At 50.9% G+C, this 13,612-nt stretch carries 14 protein-coding genes; 8 read left to right on the top strand and 6 right to left on the bottom strand.

What is annotated here, in order from left to right; all coding sequences use genetic code 11:
* Positions 1 to 25: 25 nt before the first annotated feature.
* The 3 genes from lepA to GWC94_RS06055 all read right to left on the bottom strand — a co-directional run bounded on the left by lepA (position 26) and on the right by GWC94_RS06055 (position 3,954).
* Entirely contained in the window at positions 26 to 1,810 is a 1,785-nt protein-coding gene (gene lepA / locus GWC94_RS06065) for a translation elongation factor 4 (protein WP_161834134.1), read from the bottom strand.
* Positions 1,811 to 2,017: 207 nt separating this feature from the next.
* The gene (gene tpiA, locus GWC94_RS06060) at positions 2,018 to 2,779 is read right to left on the bottom strand and encodes a triose-phosphate isomerase (protein ID WP_161834133.1); all 762 of its coding nucleotides are present in this window, start codon (positions 2,777 to 2,779) and stop codon (positions 2,018 to 2,020) included.
* 14 nt (positions 2,780 to 2,793) lie between these two features.
* Positions 2,794 to 3,954: a putative sugar nucleotidyl transferase gene (locus GWC94_RS06055; RefSeq protein ID WP_161834132.1), complete on the bottom strand. Its 1,161-nt coding sequence runs from the start codon at positions 3,952 to 3,954 to the stop codon at positions 2,794 to 2,796.
* Positions 3,955 to 4,054: 100 nt separating this feature from the next.
* On the opposite strand from GWC94_RS06055, the gene pruA reads away from it, so the two are divergent.
* Positions 4,055 to 5,686, top strand: a complete 1,632-nt coding sequence (pruA, locus tag GWC94_RS06050; RefSeq protein WP_161834131.1) for an L-glutamate gamma-semialdehyde dehydrogenase — start codon at positions 4,055 to 4,057, stop codon at positions 5,684 to 5,686.
* Positions 5,687 to 5,788: 102 nt separating this feature from the next.
* On the opposite strand, the gene GWC94_RS06045 is transcribed toward pruA, so the two are convergent.
* The gene (locus GWC94_RS06045; protein WP_161834130.1) at positions 5,789 to 7,021 is read right to left on the bottom strand and encodes a thioredoxin family protein; all 1,233 of its coding nucleotides are present in this window, start codon (positions 7,019 to 7,021) and stop codon (positions 5,789 to 5,791) included.
* Positions 7,022 to 7,158: 137 nt separating this feature from the next.
* Between GWC94_RS06045 and pdhA the strand changes: the two genes are divergently transcribed.
* From pdhA to GWC94_RS06010, 7 genes are all read left to right on the top strand, one after another.
* The gene (gene pdhA, locus GWC94_RS06040; protein WP_161834129.1) at positions 7,159 to 8,154 is read left to right on the top strand and encodes a pyruvate dehydrogenase (acetyl-transferring) E1 component subunit alpha; all 996 of its coding nucleotides are present in this window, start codon (positions 7,159 to 7,161) and stop codon (positions 8,152 to 8,154) included.
* A gap of 49 nt (positions 8,155 to 8,203) precedes the next feature.
* Positions 8,204 to 8,872: a tetratricopeptide repeat protein gene (locus GWC94_RS06035; protein WP_161834128.1), complete on the top strand. Its 669-nt coding sequence runs from the start codon at positions 8,204 to 8,206 to the stop codon at positions 8,870 to 8,872.
* Between the two features lie 2 nt (positions 8,873 to 8,874).
* The gene (gene ribH, locus GWC94_RS06030; RefSeq protein WP_161834127.1) at positions 8,875 to 9,354 is read left to right on the top strand and encodes a 6,7-dimethyl-8-ribityllumazine synthase; all 480 of its coding nucleotides are present in this window, start codon (positions 8,875 to 8,877) and stop codon (positions 9,352 to 9,354) included.
* A 9-nt stretch (positions 9,355 to 9,363) separates the two neighbouring features.
* Positions 9,364 to 10,083 (top strand): (Fe-S)-binding protein, encoded by a 720-nt coding sequence (locus GWC94_RS06025; RefSeq protein WP_161834126.1) that lies wholly within the window; start codon positions 9,364 to 9,366, stop codon positions 10,081 to 10,083.
* 87 nt (positions 10,084 to 10,170) lie between these two features.
* A complete protein-coding gene (locus GWC94_RS06020; protein ID WP_161834125.1) occupies positions 10,171 to 10,584 on the top strand; it encodes an EVE domain-containing protein in 414 nt (137 codons plus the stop codon).
* 44 nt (positions 10,585 to 10,628) lie between these two features.
* A complete protein-coding gene (locus GWC94_RS06015) occupies positions 10,629 to 11,321 on the top strand; it encodes an SIR2 family NAD-dependent protein deacylase (RefSeq protein ID WP_161834124.1) in 693 nt (230 codons plus the stop codon).
* Positions 11,322 to 11,383: 62 nt separating this feature from the next.
* Positions 11,384 to 12,598: an exo-beta-N-acetylmuramidase NamZ family protein gene (locus GWC94_RS06010; protein WP_161834123.1), complete on the top strand. Its 1,215-nt coding sequence runs from the start codon at positions 11,384 to 11,386 to the stop codon at positions 12,596 to 12,598.
* 54 nt (positions 12,599 to 12,652) lie between these two features.
* Here the strand turns inward: GWC94_RS06010 and GWC94_RS06005 are convergent, their stop codons facing one another.
* Both GWC94_RS06005 and GWC94_RS06000 read right to left on the bottom strand, forming a co-directional pair.
* On the bottom strand, positions 12,653 to 13,054 hold the full coding sequence (locus GWC94_RS06005) for a hypothetical protein (RefSeq protein WP_161834122.1): 402 nt from the start codon (positions 13,052 to 13,054) through the stop codon (positions 12,653 to 12,655).
* Between the two features lie 147 nt (positions 13,055 to 13,201).
* Entirely contained in the window at positions 13,202 to 13,606 is a 405-nt protein-coding gene (locus GWC94_RS06000; protein WP_161834121.1) for a hypothetical protein, read from the bottom strand.
* Positions 13,607 to 13,612 lie beyond the last annotated feature (6 nt).

Genomic DNA, 13,612 nt, shown 5'->3' with positions numbered 1-13,612 from the left:
AATTTCAAAATTCCCCAATCCAGAATCAGTCGAGCTTCAACACCGCCAGAAACGCTTCCTGCGGAACTTCTACGTTTCCTATCTGGCGCATACGTTTCTTGCCCTCTTTCTGCTTTTCGAGGAGTTTGCGTTTACGGCTGATATCACCACCGTAACATTTTGCAGTTACATCCTTACGCATGGCGCTGATGTTTTCGCGGGCGATGATCTTGGCGCCGATGGCGGCCTGTATGGCTATCTGGAACTGTTGTCTGGGCAGCAGCTCTTTCAGTTTTTCACAAAGTTTTCTTCCGAAATCCTGTGCACGGCTGCGGTGTATCAGGGCACTGAGTGCATCCACTTTTTCGTTGTTGAGCAGGATATCCATTTTCACGATATCCGCATCGCGCGAGCCTATCGGTGAATAGTCGAACGATGCATAACCGCGTGTGGAACTCTTCAGTTTATCATAAAAATCAAATACGATCTCTGTCAGCGGCATCTCGAAGATCAGTTCCACGCGTGTCTGGGTGAGGTAGCTCTGGTTGATGAGTATACCGCGCTTGCCCAGGCAAAGCGTCATGATGTTGCCGATATACTCAGGCAATGTGATGATCTGTGCTTTGATATAAGGTTCCTCGATCCTGTCGATCTTCACCGGATCGGGCATTTCCGTCGGGTTGTTCACAATGATCTTTTCGCCTCTCGTGGTATATGCATTGAAACTTACATTGGGCACGGTGGTGATCACGGTCTGGTTGAACTCGCGTTCCAGTCTTTCCTGTATGATCTCCATGTGCAGCAAACCAAGGAAGCCGCAACGGAAACCAAAACCAAGGGCCTGGGAGGTCTCCAGTTCAAATGTCAGCGAGGCATCATTCAGCTGCAATTTGTCCATACAGTCGCGCAGTTCCTCAAATTCATCCGTATTCACCGGAAATATCCCCGCAAACACCATCGGTTTCACTTCCTCAAAACCGTGTATCGCTTCACCGGGGTTGGCGGCTAGGGTGATGGTGTCGCCCACTTTTACCTCCTTGGCATTTTTGATACCGGTAATGATATAACCCACATCGCCGGCCCTCACTTCGTCTTTGGGCGTCATGCTCAGTTTCAATACACCCACTTCATCTGCAAAATAATCCTGTCCCGATGCGGCAAAACGGATCTTGTCTCCTTTTTTCAGCACGCCGTTGATGATGCGGTAATAAACGATAATGCCCCTGAAACTGTTGAAGACGCTGTCGAATATCAGGGCCTGCAGCGGCGCTTCCGGGTTGCCTTCAGGCGCCGGTATCCTTTCCACGATGGCGACCAGTATTTCGTCGATACCAATGCCCGATCTTCCGCTGGCCAGCAGGATATCCTCCTGTTTGCAGCCGATCAGGTCGATGATCTGGTCGGTTACCTCGGGTATCTTGGCTCCATCCATATCGATCTTGTTGATCACGGGTATGATCTCAAGATCATTATCAATTGCGAGGTATAGGTTACTGATTGTCTGCGCCTGAATTCCCTGAGAGGCATCCACCAGCAGCAGGGCACCCTCACAGGCCGCCAGCGCCCGGCTTACTTCATAACTGAAGTCCACATGCCCGGGAGTGTCGATCAGGTTCAGTACGTACTGTTCGCCTTTATAGGTATGGTTGATCTGTATTGCATGACTCTTGATGGTGATCCCCTTCTCCCGCTCCAGGTCCATATCGTCCAGCACCTGGTCCATCATATCGCGCGAACCGATGGTCTTCGTATGCTCTAACAGCCTGTCAGCCAATGTGCTCTTTCCATGGTCGATATGCGCAATGATACAAAAATTCCGGATATGCTTCATGCCGCAAAGATAAGGCGGTGATGGCGGATTTTATGATTTTGCGATGGCCGATTGCCGATTGAAAAGATAGAGAACGATGAATTATTTACCGCAGTTCAATGCTTCCCCTGGCGATTGGGAGATTTCTGGATTGCCGATTGCCGAATGAAGCAGCCTGTCTTCTTCATTCGGCAATCGGCAATCACAAAATCGGCCATCCCTCCTTCCTTACCTCAGTGCTTTGATGATCGCGGTGAATTCGTCGGCGATCAGTGAAGCGCCGCCAACAAGGCCGCCGTCTACATCGGGCTGGCCGAATAGTTCCGCCGCATTGGAGGCTTTCACGCTTCCGCCGTAGAGAATGCTGATTTCATTTGCCAGTCCGGCGCCGTATTGCTGCGCCAGTCGGGCGCGGATAAAGGCATGCATTTCCTGTGCCTGTTCGCTGCTCGCGGTTTTACCGGTGCCGATGGCCCAGATGGGTTCGTAGGCGATGACAACCTGTTGTAACTGTTCTGCCGTAAGGTGAAACAGGGATTCTTCCAGCTGGCGTCCCACGAATTCATTCTGTGTATTGGCTTCGCGGATCAGCAGTGATTCGCCGCAGCAGAAAATGGGTTTGAGGTTGCCGGCCAGGCATATATCCAGTTTCTCCGCCAGCAGCTGGTTGGATTCCTGGAAATATTCCCTTCGCTCGGAATGCCCGAGTACCACGTAGCTTACCTGGAGTGAGTTAAGCATATCCACGGAGACTTCGCCCGTATAAGCGCCGCTTTTTTTATTGGAACAGTTCTGGGCTGCAACAGATACCTGCGCCCGTACTCCCGTTTTCTGTCTGGCCATGGCCAGGTAAGGAAAGGGCACGGCAAATACAGCCTGCCGGTTGGCCGCCAGGTTACCCATCTTTCCCAGTATCTCATCGAGCAGTTTTTCGCCCTGTTCGAGGGTCAGGTTCATTTTCCAGTTGGCGGCGGCTATTTGTTGTCTCATGGTTGCTTGCTTGTTTAAAGGTTCGCAAATATATAGCGAAGCATGTTTTCTTCTTCGTCTCCCAGCTGCTGTTCCTTTAATTTTTTCCAGTTATCGATATCCTGCAGGGCTTTCTCCAGCGTATAGGTATTGCCTTTCACCCCCCAGCTGAAATGATGGATGCATACAGGCAGCAATCCCTCTCCGAATACATTGGAGCAGATCCCGATCATGCTGCCGGTATTGATGGCCGCGTTGATGGCTATGCGCGAGTAGTCGCCCACGATGGCGCCGCATTTTTGTCCGGCGCCGATAAATGCCTGCTCCGATATGGACCACACCTTTACCTGGCCGGCGGTATTCTTGATATTACTGTTGGTGCTTCCCGCGCCAAAATTGCACCATTCGCCCACCACCGCATCGCCGAGATAGCCATCGTGTGCTTTATTGCTGTTGCCCATGACCACGCTGTTCTTGATTTCACCCCCACCCAGGCAATTGGGGCCAAGCGTTGTGGCGCCGTAGATCCGGCTGTTCATTTTCACCACGCTGTTTTCGCCAAGCGAAAAAGGGCCGCGGATGGAAGCGCCTTCCATGATCTCCGCGTTTTTGCCAATATACACCGGGCCTGTTGATGCATTGATGGTGCAGAAATTCAACCGGGCGCCCGGTTCTATAAAAATATCTCCGGGTGCTATCGTGTTCACGGTATCAGGAATGGTTTGCGATACCCGGCCGGCCGAGACCAGTGCATGGTCAAACCGGATCATATCATCGTTCCACTGCATCAGCTGCCAGGGATATTCGAGGCGTTTGATCCCGATCACATGACTGATCTCTGTGAAAAATGTCTGGCCATCCGCCGGATCAAACAACCCGGCATCGATGCTGCCCTTTCCTGCGATGATGCCGTTATCGTCTGCGATACCCTGCCCGGCTTCCAGCGAGCGAATCGTTTCCAGCAGCGTTTCGGTAACGATCACCGAGGCATCGATCCAGGTATGTTCGCCGGCAGCAGGTGCAGCATATTGTGTCTGCAGGTATTCTTCCGTATGAATGAATACCTGCCCGCCGCTCAGCCGCTCCCATCTCTCTGCAATCGTGTATATCCCGAAACGGATACCCGCCACCGCACGGGTCAATGTGAACGGGTACAGGCGTTTGCGTTTTGCATTGTCAAAAAGTACGATTGCCATAGATACAAACCTACGAGGAATTGCCGGGTCGGCGGCAAACGAAAATTGGCATCGGCAATTGGCAATTGCCAATTAACTTTGCAGCCTCAATTCAATCATTATGAGTCTTGGTTATTTCTCCTACCCGCTTCCTGCCAACGAGCCGGTACTTTCTTATGCACCGGGTACGCCGGAAAAAACTTCCCTGAAAAATGCGCTGGCCGCCGCCAAAAAAAAGCCGCTCGATATCCCTATGTATATCGGCGGAAAAACGGTTAAGACAGGCAAACGGGTGGCGATACATCCGCCGCACGAGATCAGCCATACGCTCGGGCATTTTCATGCAGGCGAAGAAAAACATGTGAAACAGGCCATCGATGCCGCGCTGAAGGCAAAAGAAGCCTGGGCGGCGATGAGTTGGGAAGGAAGGGCGCATATTTTCCTGAAAGCGGCCGATCTGCTGGCTACCAAATACCGTTTCCAGATGAATGCGGCCACCATGCTGGGACAAAGCAAGAACGCCTACCAGGCCGAGATAGACAGCGCCTGCGAACTGATCGATTTTCTCCGCTTCAATGTTCATTTCCTGAGTGAGATATACAAACAGCAGCCCATCTCTTCCACGGGTATCCATAACCGCATGGAATGGCGGCCGCTGGAAGGTTTTGTGCTGGCGATCACGCCGTTCAATTTCACAGCCATCGGCGGCAACCTGCCCACATCGGCGGCCATGTGCGGTAATGTGGTGGTTTGGAAGCCGGCCAACACACAGGTGTATTCTGCCCAGGTGTTCATGAAAATACTGGAAGAAGCGGGTCTGCCCGCCGGGGTGATCAACCTGATCTATGTAGACGGTCCTACCCTCGGAAAAGTTTGTTTCTCGCACCGCGATTTTGCGGGTGTGCATTTTACCGGTTCAACCGGCGTGTTCAACAACATGTGGAAGACAATCGGCGAGAACGTATCGCGCTACCGTTCCTATCCGCGCATCGTTGGCGAAACCGGCGGTAAGGATTTTGTGATCGCACACAAAAGCGCTGATGTGGATACCGTGGTTACGGCGCTGGCACGCGGCGCTTTTGAATTCCAGGGACAGAAATGTTCCGCGGCCTCGAGGGCATATATTCCGAGCAATATCGCTGCCGCGGTAAAAGCAAAACTGGTGGCCGAGATCAGGACGATGAAAATGGGCACTGTGGAAGACTTTGGCAATTTTGTAAATGCCGTGATCGATGAAAAATCATTCAACAGCATCGCCAGGTATATCGATGGCGCTAAAAAAGACAGGAAAGCCAGTATCCTGGTGGGTGGTAACTACAGCAAAAAACAGGGTTATTTCATTGAGCCAACGGTAATCGAAACAAAAGATCCGAAGTACACAACCATGTGCGAGGAGATCTTTGGCCCCGTGCTTACGCTCTATGTGTACGATGCCGATAAATTTGAGCAAACCCTGGAACTGGTCAACGAAACCTCGCCCTATGCATTGACCGGTTCGGTACTGTCGCTCGACAGAAATGCTATCGAACTGGCAACGAATGTATTAAGGAATGCTGCCGGCAATTTTTATATCAATGATAAACCCACCGGCGCCGTGGTAGGGCAACAGCCTTTTGGCGGTGCAAGGGCATCGGGAACCAATGATAAGGCAGGCAGTATGCTGAACCTGTACCGCTGGCTGAGTGCACGTACGGTAAAAGAAACCTACCATCCGCCAACAGATTACCGCTATCCCTTTCTGCGCGAAGCCTAACTGAAACGGGCAGCCGAATCAGATCAACCATACTTTTCAAACTAAAAGGAGCGAAATCATTCGCTTCTTTTAGTTTGGTTTTGGCTTCTGTTTTCAGTCTCGCTAATCCACCCAGGTCTTCTCTCCCTTTTTCATTTTCTCCAGGGTGTCCTGGTAAGTTTTCCGGGATTTATCGTCTGCCAGCACGACCGCTTTTTCCTGAACGGCAATCGCTTCCTGGGTACGGCCCATTTTATGGAGAATATTGGCGTAGGTATCCATATACATCGGCTCCGGCTTATCACGGAAAGAACGTTTGCTCCATTCCATTGCCTGGGCCACACAACTCATGTCTTTGCAGTTCTCAAAAACGGTCCATGCATAATTGTTCAGTTCCGCAGGCGATGCCTTGGCGCCGTATTTCTCCATGTAGGCAACGATCGTAGCCTGGAAACCCGACCAGTCCTTGGCATTCTGGTAATATACGATTTTCCCTTTGGCCAGCGCCTCTTCCCGGTATCCCGGATAAGCGGCAAGAACCGTCTGCACAGAATCCCAGTTGGGTTCTTTCTTCGCTCTCAGTCCTTTTGACAGTGCAGGGTATACCTTTTCCATCAGCAGAATAGCCATTACCTTTTGCTCCGCCTTATCCGGACCTAATACCGCATTTACCTTACCGGCATTGTTCAGCATTAATGCAAAGCCCTGGTCTTTGGAAGAGGAAGTGAATTTGCTGATAAACTCAAGATTGTCCTTTGTATACACATCCGTAAGCGTGGCGATATACTCGGTCGCCGCAGTGTTGGCGGTCTGCAGGTCGTACGCTCCCTGGGCTATCAGGGCAAAGCTTTTCAGAAATTCGGCACTCCTGTCTCCTTCCTCGTATTTTTTCAGTTTGGGATAATACTGCTTGGCGGGATCCATCGCGTCTTTGCCCTTTTCAACGAACACCTCAACCGGTGAAGAGCCAACGGCACGGTGTACTGCTTCGCCATTGGGGTTGAACATCAGGTAGGTAGGATATGCCCGTATCTTGTACCTGGCATTGATGGCCTCCATATCGGGAAACCATTTTTTCACCTCTTCATTATCGTTCTTGGTGGTGTCGAACTGCACTTTTACATTAATGAAATTAGCGTTAAAAAACGCACCGGCCTCCTTGGTTGGGAAGATATTCTCCGTCATATAGGTGCAGGGGCCGCACCAGGTGGTAAAGCAGTCCATGAAGATATACTTGTTCTCGGCTTTCGCTTTTGCCTGGATCTCCTTCCAGCTCAGGCCATGCTCGAACTTCATGCCTTCCTGCGCAGCAAGAAAAAGCGGCGCAAATACCAGTAGTAATATAATTTTTTTCATACATATGATTTTAATCTCTTCAAGGTACTGATTTCCGGGCGTAATCCACCGGCAGCACCTGCCTGGCCGGCAATATTATCTGTCCCTTGTTCGTCTGTTCATCTGTTCCTATATTTGCCCCTCTAAAATTCTGATGAGTGCCCACTAAATTTTCCAAAGAAACTTATCTCTACTGGTACGAGCTGATGCAGCTTATCCGCCAGTTTGAACTGAAAGCAGAAGAAATGTATAAGATGGCGGGTAAGATCCGCGGCTTTTTCCATGCCTATATCGGCCAGGAAGCCATTGCCGCCGGATGTATGACCGCCACCAACCCCGACGACCCGTTTATCACGGCCTACCGCGACCACGGTCTGGGACTGGCAAAGGGCATGTCGGCCAACTCCTGTATGGCGGAACTGTACGGAAAAGCCACAGGCTGCTCAAAGGGCAAGGGCGGCAGCATGCACTTTTTCAGTGCTGAGCACCGGTTCTTTGGCGGACATGGTATCGTAGGTGCACAGATCGGCACAGGTGCGGGCCTGGCATTTGCGGAGAAATACAAGGGCACGCAGAACGTGGTGCTTTGTTTCTTTGGCGACGGCGCCGCGCGCCAGGGTATCCTGCACGAGACCTTTAACCTGGCCATGCTCTGGAAGCTGCCGGTGATCTTTATCTGCGAGAACAACAACTACGCCATGGGCACTTCCGTAAAGCGGACCAGCAACGTGGTGGATATTTACAAACTGGCCGATGCATACGATATGCCTGCGGATATGGTGGATGGCATGATCCCAGAGAACATCCACGAAGCGGTAGCCCGCGCGGTAAAACGTGCACGCGAAGGCGAAGGCCCAACCCTGCTCGAATTCAAGACCTACCGGTATAAAGGCCATTCCATTTCCGACCCGCAGAAATACCGCTCCAAAGAAGAAGTGGATGAATACAAAGAACAGGACCCCATCTCCCGTGTGAAGAGTACCATCCTCGAAAATAAATTCGCCACAGAAGACGAGCTGAAAGCGATCGACGACAAGATCGGCGGCGTGGTAGACGCCAGCGTGACCTTTGCAGAGGAAAGTCCATGGCCGGATGAAAGTGAGTTGCTGAAAGACGTATACCTCGATCAGAACTATCCTTTCGATGTAGATTAATCCTGTGTTTGCAGGCAACCAATCACCAAACATTTTATAAAATACAAATATGAGCGAGAAGCATGTAGAAACCAATGAGGCGGTGGAAAGGATCCAGGGATTCTGGGCCAGGTTCCAGAAACCTTTGCTGATCGTACTGGCTGTTGTCATCGTTGGCGGTGGCGGCTGGTATGCGTATAAGCAGTATATCGTAAAACCCAAAGAAGAAAAAGCGGCCGAAGCGATATTCAAGGCCGAGCAATATTTTGCCATGGATTCTTCGCGCCTGGTGCTGAACGGCGACGGACAGAACAGGGGCGTACTGTATGTGATCAGTAATTACGGCGGTACCAGGGCGGCAGAGCTGGCGCATTACTATGCAGGCGTAAGCTACCTGAAACTGGGCGATTTCAACAATGCAGTGAAGTACCTGAAAGATTTCTCCACAGATGCAAAACAGATCCAGCTGATGGCCTATGGCTGCCTGGGAGACGCCTATTCGGAACTCAATAAAAAAGAAGATGCGATAGCCAGTTACAAAAAAGCAGCCGCTGCTTTTGAAGATGATGAAGCTAATTCGGCCGAATACCTTTTCCGCGCCGGACTGCTGGCCGAAACCTCGGGCAATACACAGCAGGCGCTGGAACTGTACAAAGAACTGAAAGACAAATACCCGCAGACAGACAAAGGTCTTCAGGCCGACAAATACATTTATCGTTTGAGCATAGAAAAGAACTAAGCATGGCCACCAAAGGCAATAACACGCTCGACAAAGGCATCCCTTCCCTAAAGGATGCCTTTGTTGTAATAGTCAAAACGGAATGGAACGCCGCTATCGTAAACAAACTGGAGGCAGGCGCCAAAAAAATACTGGCCGCCAATGGCATCGCATCCAAAACCCTGGTGGTTCCCGGCGCTTTTGAATTGCCGTTTGCGGTGAAACACCATTATGCCTACAGTGCGCAGACACCCGATGCGTACATTACGCTGGGCGCCGTGATCAAAGGCGACACGCCGCATTTCGATTATGTTTGCAAGGGCGTTACCGATGGCGTGATGCAACTCAACCTCAGCATCGATTCACCCGTTATTTTCGGCGTGCTTACGGTGGATAACGAACAGCAGGCAAAAGAAAGGATCGGCGGTGTGCACGGACACAAAGGCGAAGAAGCGGCGATCACTGCGATGAAAATGATAGCTTTGAACAGGAAAATCAAATAGTTCCCTCCCATGACCGTTCAGTTATTCGTTCCCTGTTTTGTAGACCAGCTGTATCCCAATGTTGCCTTCAATATGGCAAGGGTACTTGAAAAAGCAGGATGTAAGGTTACCTATAACACCAACCAGACCTGCTGCGGCCAGCCGGCATTCAACGCCGGTTTCTGGGGCGAGGCAAAAGATGTCTGCAGCAAGTTCCTGAAAGATTTTTCCGGATCGGATTATATCGTGGCGCCCAGTGCCAGCTGCGTGGGATTTGTGCGTAATTATTATGCAAAAGTGTTTGAGAACAGCGCCGACACCATATCGCACAAAAAAGTGTCGGAACGGATCTTTGAGTTCTCGGAATTCCTGGTGAAAAAACTGAACGTAACCGATCTGGGTGCCAGTTTTCACGGTAAAGCCACGTACCACGACAGTTGCGCGGCCCTGCGTGAATGCGGTATCAAACAAGAGCCACGGTTGCTGTTAAGCAAGGTAAAAGGACTGGAACTGGTGGAAATGAACGATGTGGAAACCTGCTGCGGTTTTGGTGGCACATTTGCGGTTAAATTTGAACCGATCAGTATTGCCATGGGCGAGCAGAAGATCACCAATGCAGCAGACACCGGCGCCGAATACCTGATCAGCACCGATATGAGCTGCCTGATGCATATAGACGGCTGCAATAAATTCAAAGGCAAAGGACTGAAACTGCTGCACCTGGCGGATGTACTGGCGGGAGAACGCTAATGCACCATCGCTGACGGGCAGGCACTGACTAAACAATACAACCTGTGCATGCGGCACATACCGATCATTCATTCTTAATAAATGCCTATGGCTTACTGGCTGATCAAATCCGAACCATTCAAATACAGCTGGGATCAATTTGTAAAAGATGGCCAGACTTTCTGGGATGGAGTACGCAACTATGCCGCGCGCAACAACCTGCGGTCAATGAAGAAGGGCGACCTGGCCCTCTGGTACCATAGCAACGAAGGCACCGAGATAGTGGGTATTGCCAAAGTGGTAAAAGAAGCTTACCAGGACCCCACCACCGACGATACCAACTGGGTGGTGGTTGATTTCAAACCGCATAAAAAGGTCCGGCAGGCCGTAACCCTTGCGCAGGTAAAAGCCGACAAACGCCTGGCCAATATGGACCTTGTCCGACTTGGCCGCCTCTCCGTTCAGACCGTTAAACCGGAAGAATGGAAGATCATTATGGAGATGGCGGGCGAGAAAAGCTGACCCAATCCCCTGTCCCTCTCAACCATTCAATTATCCAACTCCCGATGGAAAAGAAAAAACTGGTGGTGCTAACGGGCGCGGGTATCAGCGCCGAGAGCGGGCTGAAAACATTTCGCGACAGCGACGGGTTATGGGAAGGATATGATGTATACGAAGTTGCCAGTCCGCGCGGCTGGGCCAGGAACCCGGCGCTGGTGCTTGATTTTTACAATATGCGCCGGAAGAACGTACGCGAGGCAGAACCCAACGCAGCGCATATTGGTCTGGCGGCGCTGGAAAAAGATTTCAATGTACACATCATCACCCAGAATATAGACGACCTGCACGAACGCGGCGGAAGCAGCCGGGTGCTGCACCTGCACGGCGAGATCTTGAAAATGCGCAGCCTAAACGATCCCCGGAAAAATTACCCCGTTTACGATGATATCAAACCCGGCGACCTGGCGCCCGACGGTTACCAGTTAAGACCCGATATCGTATGGTTTGATGAGCCGGTGCCACTGATAGAAACCGCTGCAGCCATCACATCCTCCGCCGATATTTTCGTGGTGATCGGCACTTCGCTGGCAGTGTACCCTGCTGCGGGATTGCTGCACTATGCACCGGTGCAGGCACCGAAGTTCATCCTCGACAAGAACCTGCCGGCCATACCTTCGGTTGCGAACCTTACCAAAATAGAAATGGGCGCCGCGGAAGGCATATCGGTACTCAGCAATTACTTATCAGCCCTGGTATAGAACGGTTCTGCTGCAGCCGGTTAGGGAGGTTTTGTCATTGTTTTCTCCTGTATATTTATTGCATGAAACCGATCCTGACCCACACCATTGCCTGCCTGTTGCTTTTTACCTGCACATTGGGCAACGCACAAAAAAACAAAGCCAGCAACAAACAGATCCGCACAGGGGCAGACCAGACCGAAAAATACCTGCCTTTGCTGAAAGGTAAAAGGGTGGCCATTCTTGCCAATCCCACCACGGTGATCGGTGGCAAGCACCTGGTAGACAGCCTGCAGAAGCTTGGCGTACACATCGTAAAAGTGTTTGGACCGGAGCATGGTTTCCGGGGCAATGCAAGCGCCGGAGCCAAAGTTGCGGATGAAACCGATCCGGTTACCGGTATTCCCGTGATCTCGTTGTACGGACCCAAGAACAAACCCACCAAGGAAGACCTTGCCGATGTGGACGTGATGATCTACGACCTGCAGGATGTAGGCTGCCGGTTCTATACCAATATCAATGCGCTGGCAAGACTCATGGAAGCCTGTTACGAGAGCAACAAGGAACTGCTGATACTGGACAGACCCAATCCGAATGGTTACCTGATCGACGGGCCGGTGCTCGATATGAAATACAAATCGGGGATCGGTATGTTCCCTATCCCGGTATCGCATGGATTAACAATCGGCGAGTTTGCGCAGATGGCCAATGGCGAGGGCTGGCTGGCCAATAAAGTAACATGCCCTGTCCGGGTCATACCGGTTGCCAATTACAAACACGATATGCCCTATACCCTTCCGGTAAAACCCTCTCCCAACCTGAATACGCAGCAGGCGGTACTGCTGTACCCTTCCACCTGTTTGTTTGAAGGTATTTACCTGAACCACGGGCGCGGCACCTACTTCCCCTTCACCGTGATCGGCAGTCCGGAACTGAAAGGCGTTTACGCGTTTTCCTATACCCCCACCGGCATCAAGGGCATGGCAGAAACCCCCTTGTTCAAAGACCAGGTTTGTTATGGTCTCGATCTCAGGAGCTACGATGTTTCGCAACTGCGGAAAAAGAAACAGATCAACCTGCAATGGATCATTGAACTTTACAGGAACCATCCGCATAAAGAAAAATTTTTCGATTCCAAACTGAGCAGGGAAATGGGTACGATTGAAAAACTGATCGGCGTAGGCAATTTCCGCCAGCAGATCATCGATGGTGTAAGTGAAGCGGAGATCAGGAAAAGCTGGGAGCCGGGGCTCAGCCAGTACAAAGAGATGCGCAAAAAATATTTGTTGTATCAATAATGCGACATAAAAAAGCCTCAGGTTTGCACACGCGGACCTGAGGCTTTTTTTTACTTAGTTTACCCGCGTATAGATAGCGGCATAAGGTTCGGTGTGGTTGTCTGTCAGGATCAGCCTGCCATTGTCCCAGCCGATAAGTCTTTCATCGCCCACGCTGTTATCGAACTTGATCGATGACTGCATTTGTCCGCTGAAGATACTTTTCACACTCACAATCGAATAGTAACCTTCAGCGCTCTGCTGCCCGTTCGAAGTTTTCTGGTAAGAGCCGTTGGCGTTGAGGAAAAGATATACCGTGGTATTGGCCGGCGGGCGAAGGGTGTCTTTACCTGTCATACCGCCCACAGACATGGTCCACTGCCATTTACCCACCACATCGTTTGGTTTATCAGCATCTTTGGAGCACGCAGTACCGACAAACGTGATAACCAGCATTGCAAAAACCAGTTTTTTCATAGTGTCATTTTTACATATCCTATACAACTTTGTTGCCACCACCCCCTTTTTTCCGTCTGTGCGTACTAACAAACTGTTAAAGAACCCAACGGGGGCCATTTGCGGATATGTTTTCTGGCGGGTTTGCAGCGTCCCCGGCTTTGGTAATCAGTGTACACGAGTATAGATGGTTGCATAGGCACCTGTGTGATTGTCAACTAAAATAAGTTTCCCGCTATCCCAGCCGATGATCTTTTCGCTGCCAACGCTGTTATCGAACCTGATCGCCGACTCTTCCTCATTATCAAAAACACTGTTGATGCCAACGACAGAATATTCTCCTTCGGCGCTGGACTGTCCGTTCGAGATTTTCTTGTATTCGCCTTCGGAATCCAGCAAAAGGAATACCGATGTATTGGCTGGCGGACGGATGGTATCGTGCCCCGAAAAACCGCCCACAGACATGGTCCATTGCCATTTGCCAACTACGTCGTCTTCCGGCGTATCCACTTTCTTGGAGCAGGCAACCCCGGTGAGGGTGATTGCCAGCATTGCAAAAAACAGATTTTTCATAGCGTC

Source organism: Sediminibacterium soli, assembly GCF_009939225.1.
In the GTDB taxonomy this organism is placed as follows: domain Bacteria; phylum Bacteroidota; class Bacteroidia; order Chitinophagales; family Chitinophagaceae; genus Sediminibacterium; species Sediminibacterium soli.
The sequence above is the reverse complement of the archived record's forward strand: the minus strand, read 5'-3'. Positions and strand labels throughout refer to the sequence as shown.

Bases quoted from the DNA above. Each gene is read 5' to 3' on its own strand.
- lepA (WP_161834134.1), bottom strand. From the start codon at position 1,810: ATGAAGCATATCCGGAATTTTTGTATCATTGCGCATATCGACCATGGA.
- tpiA (WP_161834133.1), bottom strand. From the start codon at position 2,779: ATGAGACAACAAATAGCCGCCGCCAACTGGAAAATGAACCTGACCCTC.
- GWC94_RS06055 (WP_161834132.1), bottom strand. From the start codon at position 3,954: ATGGCAATCGTACTTTTTGACAATGCAAAACGCAAACGCCTGTACCCG.
- pruA (WP_161834131.1), top strand. From the start codon at position 4,055: ATGAGTCTTGGTTATTTCTCCTACCCGCTTCCTGCCAACGAGCCGGTA.
- GWC94_RS06045 (WP_161834130.1), bottom strand. From the start codon at position 7,021: ATGAAAAAAATTATATTACTACTGGTATTTGCGCCGCTTTTTCTTGCT.
- GWC94_RS06035 (WP_161834128.1), top strand. From the start codon at position 8,204: ATGAGCGAGAAGCATGTAGAAACCAATGAGGCGGTGGAAAGGATCCAG.
- ribH (WP_161834127.1), top strand. From the start codon at position 8,875: ATGGCCACCAAAGGCAATAACACGCTCGACAAAGGCATCCCTTCCCTA.
- GWC94_RS06025 (WP_161834126.1), top strand. From the start codon at position 9,364: ATGACCGTTCAGTTATTCGTTCCCTGTTTTGTAGACCAGCTGTATCCC.
- GWC94_RS06020 (WP_161834125.1), top strand. From the start codon at position 10,171: ATGGCTTACTGGCTGATCAAATCCGAACCATTCAAATACAGCTGGGAT.
- GWC94_RS06015 (WP_161834124.1), top strand. From the start codon at position 10,629: ATGGAAAAGAAAAAACTGGTGGTGCTAACGGGCGCGGGTATCAGCGCC.
- GWC94_RS06010 (WP_161834123.1), top strand. From the start codon at position 11,384: ATGAAACCGATCCTGACCCACACCATTGCCTGCCTGTTGCTTTTTACC.
- GWC94_RS06005 (WP_161834122.1), bottom strand. From the start codon at position 13,054: ATGAAAAAACTGGTTTTTGCAATGCTGGTTATCACGTTTGTCGGTACT.
- GWC94_RS06000 (WP_161834121.1), bottom strand. From the start codon at position 13,606: ATGAAAAATCTGTTTTTTGCAATGCTGGCAATCACCCTCACCGGGGTT.